Origin of the sequence: Pseudobacteroides sp. (genome assembly GCF_036567765.1) — a bacterium.
Classification (GTDB): domain Bacteria; phylum Bacillota; class Clostridia; order Acetivibrionales; family DSM-2933; genus Pseudobacteroides.
The window spans coordinates 1-24,831 of record NZ_DATCTU010000064.1 but is presented as its reverse complement, the minus strand read 5'-3'; the positions used below and the strand labels follow the sequence as shown (position 1 = coordinate 24,831).

Here is a 24,831-nt window from a genome sequence, read left to right as displayed (position 1 = left end):
ATGTAAATTCATTACTGGTATAGCTTGCACCCATAAGAAAATAATGGGTAGTGCAAGAGAAAAAGAGAGTAGCCTCTTAAGGCTGAACACTATAAAATTTAAAAACTTAATACGATTAATCTACTTTATACAACTGCAGAGCTGCTTCAAATTCTTGTTTCCAATTAAATCGTTATCGCCCACATTCTGGAGGAGGCTTCTTAGGAGCCAAGTCCTGTTGCAGTTGTGAAAAAGAGTTCCAAAGTCCACCTGCAATAAGTCTTACTGTTTTTAAGAAGTCATTCTTTGTTCCAACAAGCATATGCATTAGCTTTGGCTAATAGAAAATATTCCGATGGATAAAGGAATAATGAAGAAATTTCTCAAAGCTGGATTTATATATGAAAAAGAACTTTTCCCAACCGAAACTGGTACACCGCAAGGGGGAGCAATTTCAAGTATATATGCAAATATGACACTAGACGGAATGGAAAAACTTATTCAAAATAAATACCACAGAAATTCTAAAGGAAAAATTGAAAATCACTACAGGGCAAAAACAAAGGTTAACCTTGTAAGATATGCTGATGATTTTATTATTACTGCAAACTCAAAAGAAACTGCAGAAGAATTAAAGTCAACTATCAGCCAATTTCTGCAATCAAGGGGTCTGAAACTTTCAGAAGAAAAGACATTAATTACTCATATAAATGATGGGTTCGACTTCCTCGGATGGACATTCCGAAAATTCAAAGGCAAACTAATAATCAAACCTTCGAAGGAATCTATAAAAAGTTTAATACGGAAATTTTCAACAATCATTCTTAAGAAAATGAAAGCAGAAAAACAATCAGAGTTAATACGTAGACTAAATCAGATAATAAGAGGTTGGACAAATTATCATAAACACACTGTTGCTAGTAATGCCTTTTCATACATTAACAACACCCTTTATATCCTACTGCAACAATGGGCAAAACACAGACATCCAAATAAATCCCCATGGTGGAGGCTTAATAAATACTGGCACGAAAAGAACGGCAAAAGATGGCTTTTTATGGACGAAAAATACTCTCACGTACGGTTCTTAGACGAGGAAAAGGGAGCAATCCCTTTTCTTTAGTCGATTATTGTAGCAATGAGTATCAATCTTTACTCCGAAAAAACAATATTTTGTGTAGCATGAGTCGTAAAGGAAATTGTTTTGATAATACGTGTGCAGAAACATTTTTTAGTACTATTAAGTGTGAAATGCTATATAACAATAAATACACTACTCGTGAAGCTGCAAGGCGAGATATACTCTGGTATATAGAAGTCTTCTACAACAGAAAAAGAAGGCACCAGGCATTAAATTATCTAACACCATATGAGTTTAAGCAAAGATACTTTAAGGGCCTTGTGGCTTGATTTAGAGTTTTACATCTCAGTGTTTTAAAAATTGAAGCAATTATGCGTATCTGCAAGAAAACCTAACTTTGGAGTGTCCAGATTATCGGGAAAAGCTCATCATGTTCAAACACAGCATATTTATACACAATACAATAATTTCCGTGCAAAATAAAACAAAAAATCACTATTTTATGTAAAGAAGGGGCTTCTACAAAACTAGATCAGTTTTGTAGAAGCCCCTTCAAATATTAACATTACTCATGGCATATACAATTAAATTACTTTAGTCCCTATTAATTCTCGCCGGCATTGACCTTTTCTACCTTTACTCCGTACCATGAAGGTGCGATGGTAAAATCCTTCGTCAACCCGGTGGAATTTAGCATTCCGGACCCTAAAAGCTTATAAAAAACGCTTTCACCTGCGGAATAGATACTTGTGACAAGCCAAACATTACCGCTGCCCTTTATAAACTGACTGAAGTCCGAGCCGCTTGTTCCATTGGGTTTAAATGCTTCATAGCCGCTGTAGCCTTTAAATCCAGGTTCCAAATACAAATAATGCTTTCTGTCAGGAAAATAATAACAGAAAGTTCCAAATGTGTGCTCATCGGTATGTACGAAAATATCATCATTTTTTATATTTTCCTGCATATATGCTTTGACCTCGTACATAGGACCATTAAAGCGTTTTGTATAAATTTCCATAATCTGAGGAACGGATAATGCAGCTATCACAATGCATACGCCTATTATAATCGGTTTTTTATTAAAAAGAGAAATGCCGTAAGCCGCAGCCACAAGGAATATTCCAGTGACCGGCACAATGTATCTTTCAACAAGCACAGGCCTTATTATGAGCGAAGCCACAACACCTGCCACAAGTGTTAAAATAAATACTGCAACACCTAAAGCCGCCATTCTACCTTCCTTATATCTCTTTACTCCTGCCCGGATAAAACCCCAAATAATTATTGCCTGAAACAAAAAGGCCAATATATGAGCGAAGGTTACCAGCGGAAAAAACTTATTCCCATAAGGAAAAATTAGTGTGTATCTTATAGTTTCCAAAGTAATGGGTTGTATCCAAAAATCCTTCGAAACCTTTGACACCTGCTGCGTCAGGAAATAAATCCACGGTGTATATGATACAACTGCGATAAGAGCTGTAACCAGAAATGGCTTAACTACATTTCTTTTCTTTATAAGTATTGCCATGAATATAATTACATTGATAATTGACACTCCCAAAAGTGCATAATAATGCATATAAGCCGCAAAGACAGTGCAAACTCCAAACCTTATCCAATCATTCCGCTGATTTTGACTCACTGCAATATATCCATATAATCCTGATGCTGCTACAAAAAATGCAGCCCATGTGTACATCCTGGTTTCCTGTGCCATAGATAGATTGATAGGAAGAATCATTACAAGGAAAGAAAAAACAAGTCCCGTTTTTACCCCAAATATCCGTCTTACCGGACCTGCTCCAATACCTGCTAACGCCAGCACTCCTAAAACTGAGAAAAACCTTAATCCAAACTCCCCGCTTCCAAAAATCAAGGTAAAAATCTTTAAGAAAATAAAATATAAAGGTGGATGGCTGTCACTTCCTGCTATAGACCAAATTTCCGGAATTGAATGATTGATTATAGCAGCCGAATATGACTCATCATACCATAAAGACTCATGGGTTATACCAATAACAAGAAATATTAGCCCTGCTAAAAAGATACCTACCCATGTTATAACTTCCAGTTTACCAACAGTTTCTCTCTCCTTTTCCATCATCTTGCACCTCCCGTAATATAATATTATTCTATCTTTCTCTACCTCCATATTAATACTTGGACTTCTTTATTTTCAAGAGATTATTTTGCACAATTGAAACATGACATAGTTTTACACCTTCATAAAATTATGGTGTGTACACATCATAAGATTTTGATTTGTTTTATGGAGGAGGGTACAGTTATGAAAATTAAAAAACGCTATTTTATCTATTTTTATGCAGCATTATTGCTACGTTTTTGTACAGGCTTGCGTAATGTATGCTGCCACACCATCGGCAATTATTTCTGTGGACTTTAATAATGATGGGTCAGTAAACATGGGTGACGTAGTTTTTATAGGAAAATATTTTGGAAGAATAGTAGAAAAACCGACACCAACACAGATGCCAACTCCAACCAGCAATGATACTTCATTGATAGACACGGGTGATTTTGTTATAAATACTGCTACAGGAACAATTGTAAAATATAAAGGAAGCGGCGGAAATGTAACAGTACCGAAAGGGGTAAACCGGGTAAACCAATCTAAAGTAACAAGTATTGGAAGCAATGCATTCTATTATTGCAAATTAACAAGCATATCCATACCTGATGGTGTGGCCGTCATAAATGACGGTACATTTTCCGGTTGCAAATCCCTTGCAACTATAACCATACCAAACAGAGTATCGAGGATAGGTATGCCAGCATTCAACGACTGCACCAAACTAAGTAATGCTTATTTCGTGGGTCATCAGCCGGATTTTGGCAGCTATGCTTTTTCCAACACAAAACTTGGTTTCAAGATTGTAATTTTGCCCACTTCACAAGGCTTTGGCAAGCCAGATCCATACAAAAATGAATCTTCCGGGGTTTGGTTTCTCAATTGTTCAGAAAGCTATGATGTTGTTATAGCTGATAGCATTTATACTTTTGATGCGACTACAGGAACAATTTTGATGTACAATGGGTAGGGTGGAGATTTAGTGATACCAAGTACGATAGATGGAGTAAAAGTGACAGCTATAGGTGATATGGCATTCGGTGGTACTGGTTATAGTATAAAGAGTGCAACAATACCTGACGGTGTCACCAGCTTGGGAAATTGTGCTTTCCATGAATGTGCAATTACAGATATAACAATGCCGGCTAGCGTTACCAGCATGGGGCCTGCTGTATTTATGGAATGCCCATTAAAAAATGTTACTTTTCTAGGAGATCAACCCTCATTTGAGCAGTTTATTCCTTTCTGGGAGATTTATAACGAGAGTTTCAAAATTACAGTTATGCCAAATGCAAAGGGTTTTGGTAAGCCCGAGCCATACAATAACGAAACATCCTGGAATTGGACCCTTCCGGTCCCGATGGTATGTAACATAACACTAAGGGTATCCGTGTATTAACAGACATAAAATAAATAACCTCCTTTTCTATCAAAATTGTGCGGCTTACATGGAATTGCGGGTACTTAAAGCCCTCTCCAAGTATCCGCAACTATAAAAGATATGTTTTATAATTTTTCATCTATATTAATACTTCAAGTTGAATTTGCTCCACATAATTTGAAAATAATGCTATAATTATATTATTAATAAGTTGTATAAAGGGGGATTACATTAATGAAGAAAAAGGCCTTAAGTATAATACTTGCATCTACACTAATAGCAGGCACTGTATCCATACCTTCCGTTTCAGTGAATGCTGCAAACCTCAATATTAATGTGAGCATAGACACAGCATTAGACAAAACTCCCATAAGCCAATATATTTACGGCGGAAACTGGGACTTCAACGATGCGACTATAACAGCCAAAAGACTTGGAGGAAATAGGATGACAGGCTACAACTGGGAAAACAACTTTTCCAGTGCCGGAAGCGATTGGCAGCATTCAAGTGATACATTTCTATTAAGTAACGAAAATGTACCCAAGGAGCAATGGACCCAGCCAGCATCTGTCATAACTACATTCCATGACCGGAATCAGACAAAAAATATTCCGTACTCACTTGTTACTCTACAAGCTGCAGGGTATGTATCAGCTGATTCAAACGGAACAGTTTCTGAAGCTGAGGCAGCTCCATCAGAACGCTGGAAGGAAGTAAAATTTAGCAAAGGCTCCGCCCTCTCCCTCACTCCTGATACAAAAGACAATAACGTATATATGGACGAGCTTGTCAATTTCCTTACTAATAAATATGGGAGTGCGGCAACCTCAACAGGTATTAGAGCATACGCAATAGACAACGAGCCTGCGTTATGGCCTCATACCCATGCAAGGATCCACTCAAACCAGCCAACCTGTTCGGAAATCCTAAATAAAAACGTTGAGCTTTCCAAGGTAGTAAAAAAGCTGGACCCGGCCAGTGAAGTTTATGGACCTGTCCTTTATGGCTTTGCAGCCTATAATGATTTTCAGACAGCACCCGATTGGGCTTCAGTTAAAGGCAACTACAGATGGTTTTTGGACTATTACCTTGATAATATGAAAAAAAGTTCCGATTCAGAAGGCAAAAGATTATTGGACGTTCTTGATCTACACTGGTATCCTGAAGCTCAGGGCGGCGGAACAAGAATAACAACCAGCGATACAGCCAATATTGATTGCAATAAGGCCCGTCTTCAGGCACCTCGCACACTTTGGGACAGTACATATAAGGAAGACAGCTGGATCGCTCAGTGGTTCAGTCAGTTCCTGCCGCTCCTCCCAAATATAAAAGGCTCAATAGACAAGTACTACCCTGGCACCAAGCTTGCATTTACTGAGTATTCCTATGGTGCAGATAATCATATAACAGGTGGAATTGCACAAGCTGATGTATTGGGCATTTTCGGAAAATACGGCGTGTATGCTGCAAACATTTGGGGCGGCGGATCATATACCGCTTCTGCTTTTAATCTCTACCGCAACTTTGACGGTAAAGGCTCCAAATATGGCGATACAAACGTTAAGTGCGATACATCGGATATTGCCAACAGCTCTATTTATGCATCCATAACAAGCAGCAGTGACAACAAGCTTCACATTATGGTGATGAACAAGAGCTATGACAGCCCTGCAAATTTTAACTTTACCATAAATAGCAAATCAAGTTACAAAACTGGAAGTGTATGGGGCTTTGACTCCAGCAGTTCAACCATCACACAGCGTGCGGGTATCACATCAATCTCAGGCAACAAATTTACCTATACCCTTCCTGCCCTGTCAGCTTACCATATTGTTCTTGAAGGTTCACCCACGGCTCCTACCGTATCCATGTCCGGATATATAAGCCCTGACGTTTTATCTTCAAATACTTCAATAAAAGCAGGGTTCAAGGTGGAAATCCCCGGCACAACCTTTGGCACTGCCACCGATAATAATGGTTATTTTAAAATTGATAATGTACCTGTAAAAACATCAACTTATAGCATTCAGATATCAAAGTCAGGCTTCTTGGCTAGAACAATAACCAATATTTCCGGCAGTACAAGCAGTCAGATTAGTACAACGGAAGCTCCTCTGGAAATATGGACCGGTGATATCCCTATAAACGGTAAGGCAGACGGTGCAATAAATATGTCCGACATTGTAGAGCTTGCCAAGTGTTTCAACTCCACAAAAGGAACCGCTGTATTTAATTCAAATTGTGATTTCAACCTTGATGATGCCATTAACATGTCTGACGTCGTAAGTATAGCAAAGCATTTTAACGCTACATCTTCAAGTTACGACGGAGTTTAATCAAAATATACAAATGACATTGTTCTTAAGGGTGTGGCCTGCACTTGGCCATACCCTTTAATTTGCTTCAAAGCCTGCTTTATGTGAACTGGTATGATTATTTTTAGTACTAGTTAAATATGGAATGTGTTGATATACTGATATTGCAGCAGCTGCAAAACATATTATAACAGTTTAATAAGGGGGAATTGATTATGAAGAAAAAAAGCATTTTTAAAATCGTCTCAATTATTGTTGTAATAGCAATTTTTTCACCCTTAAGCTTTGCAGCGAGTACATCATTTGATGACTTATTGTCATCCGCTAGTGATTATTTCAGTGCTGATTTTTTCTCGGTATCTGACGGCTATAAACTTGACCTCGGCATGAAAGACCAGATTCTTAAAACAATAATAAGCAACATGAATAACATCATTATGGCCTCCTGAAAGTGGTAAATGATAGATCCCAAAACTTATTTTTTATTACTTTTTAAAATCGTCCATTTCTATGATAAAAAGTGCTAATAATCTTGCATTTTGGCGGATGAACAAAATCACTTTCGACATACAAATGTCATAGATATTTATCACTTTTTTATGTTAATGAAGAAGTTTTTCAATTATTATTTACATATCTTGAATTTATTTCTTTTTTTGTATATACTGGTTAGAGTGTTAACAAACTACTAATAATTAACATTATAAGTAGTTTGCACGAATGATAAAATCATTCGAAATACAAATATAAGAAACAAAGGGGAGAGGTTAAACTTATGAAAAGAAAAACATTTAAAAAATCTTTAGCAGTTATATTAAGTCTTATTCTGACAATATCAGTAGTTGTGCAGAATGTTTCTTTGGTTTATGGGGAGGAAATTGTAGAGCCTTTTGAAATTATAACAAATGCTCCAGGTAATTTCGAAAAAGAAACCTTTGAAATCAAGAATTTATATCGTGTAACTTCAGTTAGAAATATAAAAGATACAAACAATGAAACAAAAATAACTTTTAACAGTATCGGCAATAAAGTTACAATAGAGGTTCAAGGACAAAATGTTGATCATATAAGCTCTGGACCTAATGCTGGAAAGTACAAATATGCCCTTGAGGTTAAATACACTCTAAATATAGCACCTAAACTGGAAATCAATAATATTGATGGCAAACGCTACAATGCTGATAACTCTGATCCAAATAAAGGTGGGTACATCGAGATTAATGGTACTATAACAGATCCAAATACTGACGAAAAAATATCACTTTATTATTTGGTTGATGAGTATTCATCCAATGAAGCTATATCAACAAATTCTCCATCAAACAATGCTACTCCAAGTATTTCATCAACACCTACGAATACTACATCAACATCTACACCTACTATTTCTGCATCTGGTACTCCTACTGTTTCTTCTACACCTGTACCTACTCCTAAGCCATTAAATTTCCAAGCTACAAAAGGATCAAGCCAGGGAAAACCATTTACAATAACATCTAATGGCTCTTCTGTCCAATTTACTTGTTATATTCCTATACATTCTTATTCAGATGGACTACATAAAATTAATATATGGGCAGAGGATGAAGTTCACAAAAAACCTGAAAATCCAATGAGAGTACTAACATTTATTAACGATAAAGATAACCCTAAAGAACCTATTATTCAAGGTTCTCCCGAAAAAGAATATACTCAATCTGTTAAAGTTAAAATTTCTCCACCATCTCCATCATCAGCAATTCCGGAAAATCTGACTATATTTTATTGCTTAAAAAACGAAAATGTATGCAAAAAATATACCTATGGAGATGAAGGTTTTTCAGTAAAAGAAAATCAAACAGTAATAGCAGCTTGTTATGACGAATTTGGGAAAAAAAGCGATATCTATGAATATCAAATAAAAAATATAGACACTGAATCACCTTTAAAACCAAGTATTAAATTTACAAGTGAAACCAGTGTTACAGATAAAATTACTTTTATTATTAACCATGGTATAGATAAAGTAAAAGATTTAGATACCGATAAGGAAATAAATGGGCCAATCAAAAAATCACAATATAGCTATGATGAAGGAAAAACATGGAAGGATTATAATGACACAAGCTCAAAAGAATATGCCGTGATATTAAACACAGAAAAATCCGGAACATTTAAAATTTGGGCAAAAACTATAGACCAGGCCGGAAATGCATCAGAAATATACAAATCGGAGGACGTAACTATAAAACCACCAGTTGCTGTTACTTCTCCGTCACCAACAGGTACGCAAGGTACAATTATTACAGTACCTGCTAATGTTGTTCCTGCGGCACTTGTATCCACATCTACACCGACACCAACAAATACGCCTGTACAACCTACCCCAACACCAAGCCCAATACCGGTTCCGGCTGATTTAGGGATATTTCTTACATCAGCTAAAACCGCATATGAGGAAAACAGCACAGTAGCCTTCTCAGTCTACTATACCAATAAACTGGACACTCCAGCTGACAAGGTAGTTGTCAAAGCTCAAATACCGGAGAAAGCAACAGTAATGGATGCAGCAAAAGGAACAGTAACCGGAAACACTATTTCATGGGATCTCGGAACACTTAAGGCAAAATCAACTGGCGAGATAATATTTAAAATAAAACTCGGAGCTGCTGATTTATCAGAAGTTAAAATGTCGGCTAAAGCCAGCATTTCTTCTGCCAACCAGATGAAAAATGCAGATGATGACGAATCAACCTTCAACTTTATAGGCTTCTCCAAAAAGATTGAAGGAAAACCTCATATGAAATTCATTAACGGTTATGAGACCAAAGAATTCAAGCCAGAAAACATGGTAACAAGGGCTGAAGTTGCAAAAATACTGGTTACTGCGTTGTCACTTGGAAAAGGAACTGATACAGGCAAGAAATTCAAGGATGTTGATAAAAAGCATTGGGCATACGATTACATAATTGCTGCAGTAAATAACGGCCTATTCAGTGGTTATGAGGACGGCACTTTCCTACCCAACAAAGCTATTACAAGGGCAGAGCTTGCAACAGCACTTGCAAAGTACCTGAAGCTCAAAAACATAGAACCTGTCAAATACAATTTTAATGATATCAGCAAGCATTGGGCAAAGAACTATATAGAAGAAATATTCCGATCCAAACTTATTGCAGGCTACAGCGATGGAAGCTTTAAGCCTGATGCTCAGATTAAACGCTGTGAATGTGTAACAATTATTGACAGGCTTTTAAATCGCGGACCGATAAAGGATGCCGACTGTGGATTCATTGATGTATCGAAGACTCACTGGGCGTACGGTTATATCGCTGAGGCAAGTATTGATCATAGCTATACAAGAAACACCGATGGCAGTGAAACAAAGAAAAACAAGTAAAACAGATAAAAAGAAATAAAAAATCTAACCCAAGTTTATTCATTATTTAATGGAGGCTCTAAAAAGCCTCCATTTTTACATTATTCCGCTTCAATTTTGCCACAGTTTTGCGGAGATTTTTTCACTTAGCCTATAGTATTATGAGAACTGATTTATCCTTTGTTTTACCTTTTATAAGCTGGGGGTTAGATAGGTGAAAAATATCAGAAAAAAACTCGTTATATTTACACTTGTTTCAATTGTGATCATCATTGCTTGTACACCGTTCCTTTTTCTCTTTACTCCATCCAAAATATGTGACTATTTCTACAGAGAGCTGACCTATAAGCATGTAGCCAGCACCCTAGACAATAATTCAAGGGATAACCTAGAAACTTTTAACAATCTATTCAAATACGTGAAAGAAAATCAAAATACTGATCCTTCCTATAAAGTGCTAGACAGCACTGCTTACAATAACCTCCTTCTCAAAGTGTGCTGGTGCGATCAACAAGCATTTACTTTGGCTACCCTTCTTAACAAAAGCGGCATAAACAGTCGGTATAGAGATGTACAAAACCACACAACACTTGAGGTGTATATAAATAGCGAATGGAAGTTGGCAGACCCCTTTTATGGTCAGCTTTTCTATAGAAAAAGTGACGGTCAGCTTGCAACAATTAATGATGTTGTCAATAATCATGGTGAAAACCTCACTGCCAACAAATTCAAAATTGATAAACCCTTTTTAGAAGAAACCGAAAATATTCTTCCTTCAAACCTTTACTTGCCTTCGGAAGTGAGATGGCCAAACGGGATTGGACCTGAGTTTTCAAAAGTGTTTAAAGAATCAATTATCCGGAACTTAATTGCAAATATAGCTGACTTTTCATATGATTTGCTTGGTGCAAAATATGCCTTCTGGTTTCAGGATAAATATCTGATGAAGACTCAAATAGCCGATATCGGACCTGAAATAATTATTGACTATGATAATTCATTTTCAAGGAATGACCAATCCTACAGGCTGTATTATAATGCTCGCAATTACCATCTCTATGGCCGCAATGATAAAGCTCAGACATACTTCGACAGGCTTATATCCCTATACCCTGAAAGTTTCTGGGCTAAAAGAGCAGCTTCCACCGAAAAAATAGAGGGACCCGTTACTTTTAGCTTTAAAAAAATCATTACTTTCAATAAAATTTTCAACATATCACTTCTCCATTAACTTCCACTTTGATCAATAGAAAGTATTATTTGTTTTTCGAAATTGTTATGAGAAATTAGCGACAAAAAAATGAAGGCTATTCGAATTTTTATATGAGATGTAGTTGGATATTATTCTACACATATATATACAATTGCATTTTTAAGTTTTTTCGCTAACCCACCAAAATTTTTTATTTATAGGCCTTACAGCTTATATTATGTTACTCAATACTTTGGTACAGAGAGTTATTTACTTGAAATACACTATATGACAAAAGGGGGTATCGAAATCATTCGTCAAATGCCAGGGGGTGAGCCAAGAATTATTTTTGTCTAAATCATTTTTGATTTTTTATTTTATTGTTTATTTGAAAAGAGGAGGAAAATTATGAAAAAATACAAAGTTTGTTTAAGCAAATTTCTTGCTGTTACGTTTGTTGCGTCTATAGTTACATTTGGAGGATCTACAGCCAATGCTGAAATAGCTCCAGGTATAACAGTACCTTCATTCTCACAGTTACAGGCAAATGCCAAATTCCCAGATCCATTCAAGATGATGGATGGCACACGTATGACCAGCACAAGTCAGTGGGAAAAACGCCGCGAAGAAATCAAAGCGTTGGCACAAACATTCGAATATGGTGTAATTCCTGGAAAACCTCAAAGTGTTAAAGGTTCGGTCAGCGACAGCACAATAACTGTCTCAGTTACTGACAACAATAAAACCGTATCGTTTACAGCTAAAGTTACATACCCTACCACTGGTAAAGCACCATATCCCGCAATGATAGGATGTGGAGCCAATACACTTAATACCCAGGAGATACTTAAATTAGGGGTAGCTTGTATTGATCTTGATACTGAAAGTATCGGCAGCCAGACTAATAATGTAAGAGGAAAAGGTAAGTTTTTTGACTTATACGGAAGCAACCACAGTTGTGGATCAATTGGTGCATGGATATGGGGTACAAGCCGTTTGATTGATGCTCTTGAGACCACTCCTGAAGCAAAAATCGACCCGAAACATCTCGGTGTAACAGGTGGCTCACGTAATGGTAAAGGAGCACTTGGAATTGGTGCCTTTGAAGAAAGAATTGCCCTTACAATACCTCAGGAATCAGGCTGCGGCGGAGCTGGTAATTACCGCTTTGCAGAGGCCGTAGGTTCATCTGTACAGCGTATACAATCGTTAGTTGGAGAACAAGCTTGGTTTTCCAAAGCATTAGATCAATTCTCATATGCTGTTAATAAGCTTCCTTATGACCACCATCAGATTTTGGCATTATGTGCACCTCGCGGACTATTGTTAATTGAGAATCCGGATTATGTATGGCTTCACAACGAAGGTGCCTGGGCAAACGGAAAGGTTACAGAAATAATATATGATGCTTTGGGCATATCTGATAGATTTGGCTATTCGTCAGTTGGTAACCATATGCACTGTTCATTACCGGCCTCACAGTTTGGTGATGTAAATGCCTTCATTAAAAAATTCCTTTTAGAAGACAAAACTGCCGTTACTGATTTCTTCAAATCAGATAAAAACTATACTTTAGATAAAGCAAAATGGATTGATTGGACAGTACCTACTTTGATAAATGCTACCCCAACACCAACTCAACCATCATATACTCCAACACCGACTAGACCATCATATACTTCAACACCGACTAAAACCGCAAACCCTGAAGATATAAATAAAGACGGTGTTATAAATATGGCGGATGTTATATTGATTGCTTCCTGCTTCGGCAGTCTCGCTGGAGACGGCAAGTACAATGCAAGCAGCGACTTGGACAGCAACGGAGCAATAAATATGGCAGACGCAATTCTTGTGGCAACTAAGTTCGGCAAGACTTTTTAAATAGACTTAACTATATATTGAGATAAAACAAGATTACATATAAGGATGCTTTATAGTTTCAGCTATAGAGCATCCTTTTTAATGTTGAAAGCTTTAGATGATCACTATTATAAACAAATAAATACATTAAATAACAATCAAAAACACTTAACTGCATAATTTTGTGTTATATAATTAAATTGTAATTTTTGTTTTACAAATAGCTTTACAGTATTATATATTCTATTTTATAACTTGGGAGGGGTTTGAATGTTTAAAATTTCAAAAAAGATTTTATGCTTGTCTCTAAGCCTTGCCATATCTATACCTGCTGTTTCAACTAATGCATGTGGAACTGCGGTCTATAGCTACAAAAATGCTTTCATGGATTTATACGATAAGATTAAAGCACCAGCCAGCGGTTATTTCAGCCCTGAAGGTATCCCCTACTACTCCCCTGAAACATTTATAATAGAAGATGTTGATTATGGACATGAGACCACAAGCACCGTATTGGCAAACTTCTTGCAGCTGGAAGCGGCTAACAGCTATTTAAAAGGTGATTGGTCAGGATATATGAAGGCATGGGATATTGTTGAAGAATATGCTATACCAAAAGATTCGGAACAGCCAGGTTTTGCAGCTGATTATGATCCGAATTACAGCTCCATATACTATCCTGATGGCAATCTTTTAGATTATCCCCAGCAAATAGACTTATCTGTCAGTGCAGGTACAAACCCGTTGGCTAAAGACCTTTATACAGCTTATGGAAAAAGGACATTATTTGGAATACACAGCCTCTTGGATATTGACAACTGGCATAGATATGGCAATATGGGCGATGGTAAAAGCAGAGCTTCCAAAATAAACATAACCGGCAGAGGACCAGGTGAAACCATCTGGCAAAGGCTTATGATTCCGGCGTGGGAGTCATTTACCGATAAGCCTCCCTTTTCATCCCTCATATACAAAACATCCATTTTTCCAAAACCATGGGCCTATACCACCTCTTCATCCGGTGATACAAATATTATAAAATCCGCATACTATGCCAATAAATGGGCTTCTATTCAAAACAAGTCCTCCGATATCAATAGCTATATAAGTAGAGCTGTAAAGCTCGGTGATTACCTTAGATATTCCATGCTGGACAAATATATGAAGCCAATAGGTTGCAGTTCAGTAAACGTTAAGAGTGATGGAATAAGTGCTTTTCATTATCTCATTTCTTCAGGATATTCCTGGGGCTCTAATATCGATCCTAACGGTGTCGCATGGCTTAAAGGCAGCCACATAATTCACCAAATGAATCAAAACCCTATGGCTGCTTATGCTTTGACCTCAACCGATATGAAGCCTAAATCTTCCGGCAGCTCGATGGATTGGCAAAAAAGCATGGATAGGCAATTAGAGTTTCTGCAGTGGCTTCAATCTGCTGAAGGAGCTATAGCCAGCGGCTGTACAAATTCATGGGGATATAATTATCAGACACCCCCAATAGACTCGCCCAAGTTCTATAACATGGCATATGACAGTAGTCCGGGGGCTTTTGATCCATCAAGCAACAGCAGCTTCTTGTCTCAATGCAAGTCAATGGCAAACCTTGTGGAGTATTACTATGAAACTGGGGATGCACGGGCTCAGGATATACTTCGAAGGTGGGTTGAGTGGGTAAAACCTAATGTAAAAGTAGCAGGCATTGGAGAGTTTGAAATTCCTTGTGATATTGCATGGGAAGGTCAGCCTGACAACTGGACCGGTACCTACACCGGCAACCCCGATCTTCATGCCACAATTATATCTTACAGCAGGGACCTAGAATCTGCGGCAATGCTTTCGAGAATTCTCCTCACCTATTCCTTTTCAACTAAAAAACATTCCACTTATGACCTCGAAGCATTCGATATCGGTAGTCAATTGCTGGATTCCATAATATTAGGCAATCAGGATGAGATAGGTTATACTAACGAAGAGCAAAGAGGTGACTACTCAAGGGTTTTCGATACTGAGGTTTATATACCCAAGGGATGGGAATCTACAAGCGGTCAGGGTGCAAAGCTCAAAAACGGCTGCAAGTATATTGACACCAGACCGGCATTAAGAAATGATAGCAACTGGACAAATGTAGAATCCTCCTATAAAGCGGGCGTGGGTCCTGTATTCAAGTATCACCGCTTTTCAGCTCAGTGCGAAATAGCTATGGCATTATTTGCAACCTACATTGAGAAAAATGATATTATTACCCCAACCCCTACCAATAAGCCTACACCTGTTTACACTTCCACATTACCAACATGTATTTTACCTCATAGCGGAGATACAAATAATGATGGTGTTGTTAATATGGCTGATGTAGTTATATTGGCAAGATGCTTTAACCTTACTATAGGTGAAGAAGGATTTTTACCAAATTGTGATATCAATAATGACGGAGTTGTAAATATGTCTGATGTTGTTATAGTAGCTATGAATTTCGGCAGGACCAAGTAGAGCTATACACAAAACACAAATAAAATTAACTGAGGGGACCGGCTGTTCCTCTCAGTTATTGTTTATTTGTATGATTTGTATTATTTGTATTTTGTCTTATAAACTTTTTATGGAATTTTTCCGATAATATTGAGGGTAGAGTTTCCAAAGTCACAAGTACCAGCTCTTAATCAAGGAGGATTATCTATGAAAAACCGAATTTCTTTTTTGTTTTTTGGGATTTTGATAATTTCTATACTTGTATTTACTGCAGCTTGTGCACCAAAAAGTAATGATGCCTTCCCCTCATCTTCTGTTGATGAACCATCTGCGGAAGTTCAGCTAAACGGACCTGGAGATTCAACTCCAAGCGATGCAGGCCTGCCGGAATCACCCAATCCCGACACACCTCCAAAGCCTAGCCCTGCTGCTATTTCCCCAGATGCTGCTGTTTCTTAATCAACTCAAGGGGGTCAAGTTTCACTATATCCTACTAACGCATATCCACTAGAAAATCACTATCTATCTCCACCTCTTCAAAGGTAGCCATTTTATTCATGATTTCTGTTGCAGCCTCTATTATATTAAATGCGATGGGACAGCCTGTTCCCTCTCCAAGCCTCATTTCCAAGTCTAAAAACGGTTTTAGCCCTATGTAATCCATGGCATGCTTAAAGCCCGGCTCTTCTGAAATATGAGAAGGGATAATATAGTTTTTAACTTCCGGATTTATTTTATAAGCCACCAAGGCTGCCACAGCTGATATAAAGCCGTCAACAACAACCGGTACCCTGTAGAATGCCCCTCCTAGAAAACATCCTGCCATTCCGGCAATATCAAGACCTCCTACCTTTGCCAATACGTCAATAGCATCGTTTTTATCAGGCTTGTTTAATTCCAAGGCTTTTATTATCGTTGCCTTCTTTGCAGCGTAGCCCTCATCGGTCATTCCTGCTCCCCTGCCTACTGCCTTATCCGGTTCAAGCCCTGTGAATGCCATCAAAACAGCACTGCTTGTAGAAGTATTTCCGATTCCCATTTCTCCGGTACCGATAAGATTATACCCGTTTTTTACAAGCTCCCCTACAATTTCAATTCCTGACTCAATAGCCAAAACAGCCTCATCTTTTGTCATGGCAGGCCCTTTTGCCATGTTGGAAGTTCCTGATTTGACTTTTTTATTTACAAGGCCAGGATATTCTATTTTTCCATTTATACCTATATCAACCACCTTGATATCTGATTTGGCATGCCTTGCAAGCACACCTATACCTGCAAGCCCCTTTAAAATATTTATTGTCTGCATGGCAGTAATTGATTGGGGACAAGTGCTTACACCCTCTTCACATACTCCATTATCTGCAGACATCACAACAACACACTTTTTTTCAATCTTGTTGTTTATCTTACCGAAAATGCCTGCAAGTTTTATAGCTATATGCTCAAGCTTACCTAAGCTGCCGATGGGCTTTATAAGATTATCAAGCCTTTTTGAAGCCTCCTCCATGGCAGATTTATTAAGAGGTTCTATTTTGTCCTTTATATTATCCAGCATGTAAGTAATTCCACCCTCCAGTTATACTTTGGTTTCATTTGTACCCAATAATAAATCAAATTTTACCACTCATTTCGGCTATTGTCAAAAATTAGTTTTTATCTTGCGAGAATACGATTAATTGGACTTTTCATATAGATGCTTTTATGCTAAAATATTTCAATATACATATCCGAGGTGAAATATGAAACTGCTTATTGTTGATGACGAAAAGCCTCTAATTATTGGTCTCACAACCAGCCTTAAGAAGGAAGGCTATGAGGTATATTCAGCTTATGATGGTCTAAATGCACTTGAACTCATCAAAACTATCAAGCCGGACATGGCAATTCTTGATGTCATGCTTCCTGAAATGGATGGAATAACGCTTTTAAAAAAGCTTCGCGAGTTTTCCGATATTCCAGTAATAATGCTGACTGCAAAGGATGACTATGCAGACATGGTACTTGGGCTTGAGCTTGGAGCAGACGATTATGTTACAAAACCCTTCAACACCAGAGTTCTTGTTGCAAGAATAAAGGCAGTTACTAGAAGAAAATCACAAAATCAGGAATTGTCACAGTTTTCATTTAGGGATTTGACAATTGACTTTGATTTGAGAACCGTTTATAAAAAACAGCAGGAAATTCCTCTTACCTCAAAGGAATTTGATATACTGAGTGCCTTGGCTAGAAACAAAGGAAGAGTTATTCCCAGGGACTTACTCTATGAAATGGTTTGGAATACGCCAGACTATGATACACGTACAGTAGATGTTCATGTAAGCAAGCTTCGTGAAAAAATCGAGAACGATCCGTCCAACCCTTGCTATATCAAGACCAAGTGGGGTGTTGGTTATTATTTTGTAAAGGAGGCTTAAATCCTTGTTTAAAAGTATAAGCCGCCGCCTGACATTTACATACGGCATACTATTTCTAATTGCCATTTCACTTATCGATTTAATACTTATAGCAGTTTATTGCCAGCAACAGTACTCAAAAACAGAAAAAATATATATTCAGATGGCTGAAATTGTTTCCCAGATGACTGTAAGGAACTTAAGTTTCCCCTATTTTATAGGAAATATACAAAATGATAACAGCCTTAACGGCCGTATACTGATTCTAAATCTAAACAAGGAAGTGGTAAGCGATAGCCTTAACCAGCTAAACGGTCAGATTATAGACAATCCTGAAGTGCGGGAAGCTTACCAAAAACAAAAGAATGCAGTGGGGTATTACAAACAAAATGGTAACAGAATATCCATGCTGTCCCATCCCATATTTAAAAAAAATAACTTTGCCGGAACCGTACTAATTTCATACAGCGTATCTGAACTTTGGAAGGATAACCTCAACTTCTCTATTCAAGTAATAGTTATATCAATTTCCGTTTTAATCATTATTCTCCTGTTGACACATTTGATTGGCGGCAAAATAGCTCACCCCATAAGAAAAATGACTTTTGCCTCCCTTGAAATATCAAATGGTAAAGTTGGAACCACAGTTGATATTGATCAAAAGGATGAGATTGGAACCCTTGCAGACACCTTTAATAAAATGAGCTCGGAGCTTAGCCGCATTGAGCTGGGAAGGAAAAGGCTTCTTAGCAGTATATCCCATGAATTTAAAACTCCCCTTGCATCTATGAAAGCATTAATAGAGCCATTTATGGAAGAAGAGCAGGTTGATCCGGGTTTATTGAAAGAACACCTCTGTTATGTTGACTCTGAAATCGAAAGGCTTTCCAAACTTGTTAAATCTTTGGTTACAGTAACAAGGCTTGAGGAAATCAGCCCTACTTATACTGTTTTAGATCTGTTTTCTGAAGTAAACGCAGTTATCATGCTGCTTTCGCCCATGGCTTCAGACAAAAACATTTTTATTGAAAACAATATTCCATCCGAATTAAATATACTTGCAGACAAGGATTTATTGAGGGAAATAATAATTAATCTAATTGATAATTCTATCAAATACGGCAAGTTTAACGGCCACATCTCAGTATCTGCAATTAAATCGGACAGCTATATTGAATTGGCCTTTGAAGATGATGGCATAGGTATAAAAGAAGAAGATTTGCCATATATTTTTGATAACTTTTACATGTCCAATACTGTAAGAAAGAGCGGGAAAGGAAGCGGTATCGGGCTTTTTATGGTTAAAAAGATTATTGAGCTGTTAAAATGGCATATTACTGCAGCCAGTTCACCATCAACCAAAACCCGCTTTGTAATAACTATCCCTTTAGTAGATAAGCCTCTTCACAATTAGTATCAATTCTTTACACTTTCTTTACATTTCATCACTATTTCTTAAAAAGTTTAAAATATAATAAGGTTGTCGTGAGAGATTGCGATGTAGGTTGGACCACAATTTATCAGAGTTTAAAGAAGGAGGCTTAATACCTATGGAATTAAAACCATTAACTAATTATAAAAACCCAAAATTACCCACAATTAGAGAAATAGAGACTCTACACCCGCATCCTGGAAACACTTCTAAAAGAACTAGAAAAAATACCATAGCAAGTATTATATTATCAAGCATCTTACTCTCCTCCATGCCAGCTTGTGGAAAATCCGAGCCGATTTCGGAGAATGAAAAACCTGTTGATGAAACACCTCAAAATGCTTTACAAAATGAAAAAAAGGAAATGGTTGCACCAGTCTTTATCCATGGTGACGGGAAAATAAAACTTGATTTTAACATTGAACCCATTGCAGCACCTAAAATAACTCTGACAGGCTATAGCAAAAAAACAGTAGATAACACATACGTATCTGGTTTAACATTTAAGGAAAGCCCCAAACCAATGCTTTTAGGCAATATGCCCGGAGGCACCTTACCGACTGCTTCAGATCCATACCTCCATGAAGCAGATGCCCTATCCATTATAAAAGATGAGCTTCAAAAAGCGGATATACATGCAAATGAAACCATAAATATAGTATCTGACAGCAGCTTTAAATGGAGTAATGTCTCATCTTATCATAAAGAATTTTTAAACCTTAATGAAAACTCAAGTATATCTCTATTTGATGGCTTTGATAAATCTAAAAAAATCGGATTTGAGTATGTTTCAATAGATGACATGCTAAACCTCGGATTAAACCCTGTAGCAGTGGAAAAGGAAAATGCATCAAAAGACTTTCTGGAAACTACACAAGATTTCCGTTCTGTTATTGCAGACCATACCGGAGACAGTTATACCGGACTATTTTATGACCCCGGCAACTCCAGCGATGACATAAATGAGCGTCATGAGCTTCTTCGTAAACAGGTTCGGGATTTCATTGACTGGTTGAAAAAATAGCAAACCCGATCATAAGCATTGTTAAAAGAAAGGACTTTACTTATGAATATTACCCTTCACCTTACCTCCAAATGTAACCTTAATTGCAAATACTGCTATGTAAATAAATCTGCCTGCACCAACATGGACTTTGAAACAGCAAAGAAGTCCATAGACATGGCATTGGGTTACAGCAAAAAACATATAGGTATATCTTTCTTTGGCGGTGAACCCCTCCTAAAAAAGGATTTGATTCAATCAGTCATCGAATATACAAAACACCTTGAAAGAAAGCACCAAAAAAGTTTCTGTTTCAACATGACTACCAATGGAATACTGCTTGATGAGCAATTTATAAAGTATTCAATAAAGGAAAACATCTTTATATCCTTAAGCATGGATGGAACTAAAGCAGCCCATGATTATAACCGTATCGACCACAAAGGCAACGGTACATATGATATCTTACTTGAAAAGGTAAAAACTCTGATTGATTTATGCCCGTATACCCCTGTTATGCAGACAGTTTGCATCAACAACCTGGATTTATTTTATGATTCAGTTTTACACCTTTTCGGTCTGGGCTTTATGACCATTATTACATCTGTAAACCTTAGTGATCTTTGGACAGATAAAAGCCTTTTAAGATTAAAAAAGCAGTATGAAAAACTGGCCCGATTGTACTTTCAAAAAACAGATAATGGTGACAAGTTTTATTTCAGCCCTTTTGACACTAAAATAAACTCATATGTGGATAATAAAAGGAGTTTTGAATATTGCGACTTGGGACTAAGCCAAGTATCTATTTCGCCTGAAGGACTTATATATCCTTGCATACAATTTGTTGGAGACAAGAATTATATAATAGGTAATGTAGATAAAGGCTTGGATTTTCAAAAAAGAGACGAAATATATAAAATTAGTAAAGAATCCATAAAACAATGCAATGAATGTGCTGTCAAAAATCGGTGTCTTAGCCGCTGTTCTTGCCTTATAAAGCAAACGACAGGCAGCCTTGGAAGTATTTCTCCAATACTATGCAGCCACGAAAGGATGCTTATTCCGATAGCCGATAAGATTGCAGAAGAGTTGTACAAAAAAAGGAGTGCAATGTTTATTCATAAGCATTATAATAATTATATCAAAAGTGCAAAAGACTAATCACTTTAAATTTATATCAATATTGATACCGAACTGAAAAGTTATATATATCAGTTCGGTACCTATAATATTAAGGATAGTAGTTATGTATAAGAATATTAATCTTCTTACAATATTTATGCTCCTTATTTCACTTATGTTTTCCGGATGTTCGAAGGAATTACAGGATGAAGACATTATTGTCATGCCATGGCAAAATCCTGAAATAGATAATCAGTCATCCAAGCCCCTCAGCAATGCAGGTAAATATATTATCAATCAAGACATTTCACCAAAGGGCATTGTTGGGGATAATATCCTCAACAACAGTATGAACAGCAATAACCTTCGTAATTATTACGTAAGACCTCAAAGCAAAGCCATAATAAATATTCCTATTGAGCAGAAATGGGTAGATTTTGATGCTTTAGACGGCTTGATTTACCTTGTATCCAATTCTGGCATTGACAAGAAGGAAGACACAGGCAGCAAAATTTCTATTTACGATGTAGACGGTCAGCAGCTTTTAAAATCAATTACTGCCGATAATTTTATATACAGCGGAATTTCTGCCTACAATAACCATATATTTTTATACGACAGGAAAAGCTGTGAAATTCATACATATACCACGGATCTGTCATTTAAAGACAAATTTAAACTGGGAAAAGAAATAGACCTGGTAAAAATGGCCCACTCAAAGGAAGGCTGGCTTTTTATGCTTGTTAATGAGGGTGGAAGGCACAGCATCATAGCATATGACAAAAATCTAAGCATTAAGTCCACAATTAATACAACTTTATTGGGATCAAAACTGCCTTTTATACAATCAGAATATAAGAAATGGAATATTTGTGACTTTGATTTTTATGACTCAAACAGAGTTATTATAAGAGTATTACCTGACTACATTTGTCTTTACAATTTTAAAGATAATAAGGCAGAAAGCATTAAGAAATTTCCCGATGTTCAGCCATTAATTTCATTCGATACAAATATACTCTACTCTGCTTCTGCATCGCTTAATAATTTAAATGATATGCATACCGGTACTCCTGGTACCCTTGCCCGTTATTTCTTAAATGAAGATACTTTTAAGAGTGATATAAATAGCAGCATGGAAGATTATAAAATACCCCCATTGGATTTACCTTCGAACGGTCTTCTGACTTTCCATAAAAAAATAGTCTCTAGAGGTAAGTTTATATATATACTGGATTACCCTATTGATGATAAAAACCCTGCAGAATCACAGATTTTAGTATTAAACAAATAATCCTGTAAATATTTTTAGATAATCCCAACTTTAAAATTATTTAATTTCACTTACTTTTTCATACAAGTCCTCCCTTTTATAAACCACATCCTTAAACTTTATACCCTTCCAATCACCATTAAAATTTAGAATGTCAGCTCCATCCGACCTAATCTCAAAGGCCACGCCTGCTGCTCTTAATATTGTAGGTGAGAAATCCAGCATGGATACTGCTCTGTTGCTCTCTGTGTACTTCCTTCCATCCGGGGTTATGATAAACAGAGGAACAAACTCAAAATACTTGTTGTCATAGTTAAATGATGCCTGCATGTACTCTTTATCTCTTATGTTGGGTGTATGATCTCCGAATATAAAAATATAAGTATTTTTATATTTTTTTCTTATCTCGGTCACAAAATCCCCCAGCACCTTATCTACATAAGACATGGAATTAAGGTAATTTTTTATATTAGCGTTTACAATGCCTTCAAATGTATTGCTATGATGATAATTACTTGCATTTGTGAAAGGACCGTGGCTTGTCATTGTTATTATATATGTTACGAAAGGCCCTTTCTTTTTCGATATATAGTCATATGAATAATTTAATACATCCTTGTCAGGTGCACCCCACCCCACATCCTTAAGACCCATGGTTTCCATGTCCACAAGCCTTTCAAAGCCCATCTTCGGGAATGATATGTTTCTATTAAAAAAACTGCCCTTATTTCCGTGAAATCCAATAGCAGAATAATTATTCCTTCTCAGTATCTTAATAAAAGAGTTTGGATAATTATAACTTGAAAGCTTTTGTGCAGAATAGCCCTCTAAAGGCTCCAGGCTGTTAATTACCGAAAACTCAATATCCGATGTGCCACCTCCCATATGCTCACTTAATACATAGGGATAGTATACGCTGTTGTCTTTAAGTGAATTAAGGAAGGGCATAATATAGCTTCCGTTGTATTGCTTATTCACAGCATTAGAGTCCATTGACTCTACCTGTATAAAAATAAAGTTAGACCTTTTATTCCCTTGGGCTTTTCCATTTTGAACACTTCCATACTTTAATTTATCTATTATAACCTTTTCATTTCTATTTAAATATATTCCCAAAGCATTGTTTACCAGCGTCCCGTACCGCTCAACTATAGGCTTTTCTCCGTTATATTTGCTCTCTACAAGGTGAACCAGCGACCATTCCTTATAATAGCTTGTGACCTCAATCCCCCCAAGAAAAACAAGGGATATGCATGAAACCATTATTGTAATAAATCTCTTATTCTTTCTAAAATCCATAATTTTGCCAAAGTTTTTGTAGAGAAGAATAAAGCCAGGCAGATCAATAAGTATAATAACCATATTAAAATTTATCGGTGCTGCATTTTGGTTAGCCGCAGTCATACCTTCATTAAAAAGCATTATAAACTGCATAATATGAAGATAACTATGAAAAAAAGTATAATATGAAATATTAACTATTATATAGAGTACTTGCAATATATAAATTAATAAAAAAAGCACTCTGTATTTCAGAATAAAAAATATGTTCACTAAAACAATAGTTGTCAGCAACGTGAAAAACAATTTATATTGGGCCATATAAGCTGTTTTATTATCAGTAAGTATCAAATTGAATATTGAGACCTTAAGGGTATTTAGCAATATAAAAAGTGATAAAACAGAGAATGGTATAAATTCTTCTTTATTTTTGAAAATGCCAGTTAAAACATTCATCTGACGGGCTAAAAATTGCTTCATTATGCTTCACCTATAACCTATTATATGTTAATTATTCCTGTGCACTCTTTACAAATTAGTAATTTATTATAAACATTAAAAAAATAGACGAAGGTTTTGCCTATTCGTCATTTTTT

Annotated in this window: 19 protein-coding genes; 16 read left to right on the top strand and 3 right to left on the bottom strand. The window is 36.6% G+C overall.

The genetic code is table 11. The features are described 5' to 3' along the window. Positions 1-334: 334 nt before the first annotated feature. Both VIO64_RS09915 and VIO64_RS09910 read left to right on the top strand, forming a co-directional pair. On the top strand, positions 335-1,102 hold the full coding sequence (locus VIO64_RS09915; protein ID WP_331917668.1) for a reverse transcriptase domain-containing protein: 768 nt from the start codon (positions 335-337) through the stop codon (positions 1,100-1,102). After that, positions 1,027-1,389 (top strand): IS3 family transposase, encoded by a 363-nt coding sequence (locus tag VIO64_RS09910; protein ID WP_414705254.1) that lies wholly within the window; start codon positions 1,027-1,029, stop codon positions 1,387-1,389. The genes VIO64_RS09915 and VIO64_RS09910 overlap by 76 nt, the downstream gene beginning before the upstream one ends. 275 nt (positions 1,390-1,664) lie before the next feature. Here the strand turns inward: VIO64_RS09910 and VIO64_RS09905 are convergent, their stop codons facing one another. Beyond that, positions 1,665-3,164, bottom strand: coding sequence for a glycosyltransferase family 39 protein (locus tag VIO64_RS09905; RefSeq protein WP_331917666.1), 1,500 nt, complete (start codon positions 3,162-3,164; stop codon positions 1,665-1,667). A 256-nt stretch (positions 3,165-3,420) separates the two neighbouring features. On the opposite strand from VIO64_RS09905, the gene VIO64_RS09900 reads away from it, so the two are divergent. From VIO64_RS09900 to VIO64_RS09860, 9 genes are all read left to right on the top strand, one after another. Then, a complete protein-coding gene (locus tag VIO64_RS09900; protein ID WP_331917664.1) occupies positions 3,421-4,119 on the top strand; it encodes a leucine-rich repeat domain-containing protein in 699 nt (232 codons plus the stop codon). 12 nt (positions 4,120-4,131) lie between these two features. Continuing rightward, positions 4,132-4,548, top strand: coding sequence for a leucine-rich repeat domain-containing protein (locus VIO64_RS09895; protein ID WP_331917662.1), 417 nt, complete (start codon positions 4,132-4,134; stop codon positions 4,546-4,548). Between the two features lie 216 nt (positions 4,549-4,764). Beyond that, entirely contained in the window at positions 4,765-6,867 is a 2,103-nt protein-coding gene (locus VIO64_RS09890; protein WP_331917660.1) for a glycoside hydrolase family 44 protein, read from the top strand. A 194-nt stretch (positions 6,868-7,061) separates the two neighbouring features. Continuing rightward, positions 7,062-7,295 (top strand): hypothetical protein, encoded by a 234-nt coding sequence (locus tag VIO64_RS09885; protein WP_331917658.1) that lies wholly within the window; start codon positions 7,062-7,064, stop codon positions 7,293-7,295. A 326-nt stretch (positions 7,296-7,621) separates the two neighbouring features. Further along, positions 7,622-10,225 carry an S-layer homology domain-containing protein gene (locus VIO64_RS09880; protein ID WP_331917656.1) on the top strand — a complete coding sequence of 868 codons (2,604 nt, stop codon included), beginning with the start codon at positions 7,622-7,624 and terminating at the stop codon, positions 10,223-10,225. Positions 10,226-10,418: 193 nt separating this feature from the next. Further along, the gene (locus VIO64_RS09875; protein ID WP_331917654.1) at positions 10,419-11,435 is read left to right on the top strand and encodes a hypothetical protein; all 1,017 of its coding nucleotides are present in this window, start codon (positions 10,419-10,421) and stop codon (positions 11,433-11,435) included. 369 nt (positions 11,436-11,804) lie between these two features. Then, entirely contained in the window at positions 11,805-13,280 is a 1,476-nt protein-coding gene (locus VIO64_RS09870; RefSeq protein ID WP_331917652.1) for a dockerin type I domain-containing protein, read from the top strand. A 249-nt stretch (positions 13,281-13,529) separates the two neighbouring features. Then, positions 13,530-15,752 carry a glycoside hydrolase family 48 protein gene (locus VIO64_RS09865; RefSeq protein WP_331917650.1) on the top strand — a complete coding sequence of 741 codons (2,223 nt, stop codon included), beginning with the start codon at positions 13,530-13,532 and terminating at the stop codon, positions 15,750-15,752. Between the two features lie 186 nt (positions 15,753-15,938). Then, positions 15,939-16,190, top strand: coding sequence for a hypothetical protein (locus VIO64_RS09860; RefSeq protein ID WP_331917648.1), 252 nt, complete (start codon positions 15,939-15,941; stop codon positions 16,188-16,190). A gap of 34 nt (positions 16,191-16,224) precedes the next feature. Here VIO64_RS09860 and cobT read toward each other — a convergent pair whose 3' ends face one another. Then, the gene (gene cobT / locus VIO64_RS09855; protein WP_331917646.1) at positions 16,225-17,286 is read right to left on the bottom strand and encodes a nicotinate-nucleotide--dimethylbenzimidazole phosphoribosyltransferase; all 1,062 of its coding nucleotides are present in this window, start codon (positions 17,284-17,286) and stop codon (positions 16,225-16,227) included. Between the two features lie 184 nt (positions 17,287-17,470). On the opposite strand from cobT, the gene VIO64_RS09850 reads away from it, so the two are divergent. The 5 genes from VIO64_RS09850 (at position 17,471) to VIO64_RS09830 (ending at position 22,975) form a co-directional block, all read left to right on the top strand. Next, a complete protein-coding gene (locus tag VIO64_RS09850; protein WP_331917644.1) occupies positions 17,471-18,145 on the top strand; it encodes a response regulator transcription factor in 675 nt (224 codons plus the stop codon). A 4-nt stretch (positions 18,146-18,149) separates the two neighbouring features. After that, on the top strand, positions 18,150-19,538 hold the full coding sequence (locus VIO64_RS09845) for a HAMP domain-containing sensor histidine kinase (RefSeq protein WP_331917642.1): 1,389 nt from the start codon (positions 18,150-18,152) through the stop codon (positions 19,536-19,538). A gap of 136 nt (positions 19,539-19,674) precedes the next feature. After that, positions 19,675-20,580: a hypothetical protein gene (locus VIO64_RS09840; protein ID WP_331917640.1), complete on the top strand. Its 906-nt coding sequence runs from the start codon at positions 19,675-19,677 to the stop codon at positions 20,578-20,580. A 42-nt stretch (positions 20,581-20,622) separates the two neighbouring features. Continuing rightward, on the top strand, positions 20,623-21,720 hold the full coding sequence (locus VIO64_RS09835; RefSeq protein WP_331917638.1) for a radical SAM/SPASM domain-containing protein: 1,098 nt from the start codon (positions 20,623-20,625) through the stop codon (positions 21,718-21,720). 85 nt (positions 21,721-21,805) lie between these two features. Next, positions 21,806-22,975 (top strand): hypothetical protein, encoded by a 1,170-nt coding sequence (locus VIO64_RS09830; protein WP_331917636.1) that lies wholly within the window; start codon positions 21,806-21,808, stop codon positions 22,973-22,975. A 36-nt stretch (positions 22,976-23,011) separates the two neighbouring features. Here VIO64_RS09830 and VIO64_RS09825 read toward each other — a convergent pair whose 3' ends face one another. After that, positions 23,012-24,376: an LTA synthase family protein gene (locus tag VIO64_RS09825; protein WP_331917634.1), complete on the bottom strand. Its 1,365-nt coding sequence runs from the start codon at positions 24,374-24,376 to the stop codon at positions 23,012-23,014. Between the last annotated feature and the right edge of the window lie 455 nt (positions 24,377-24,831).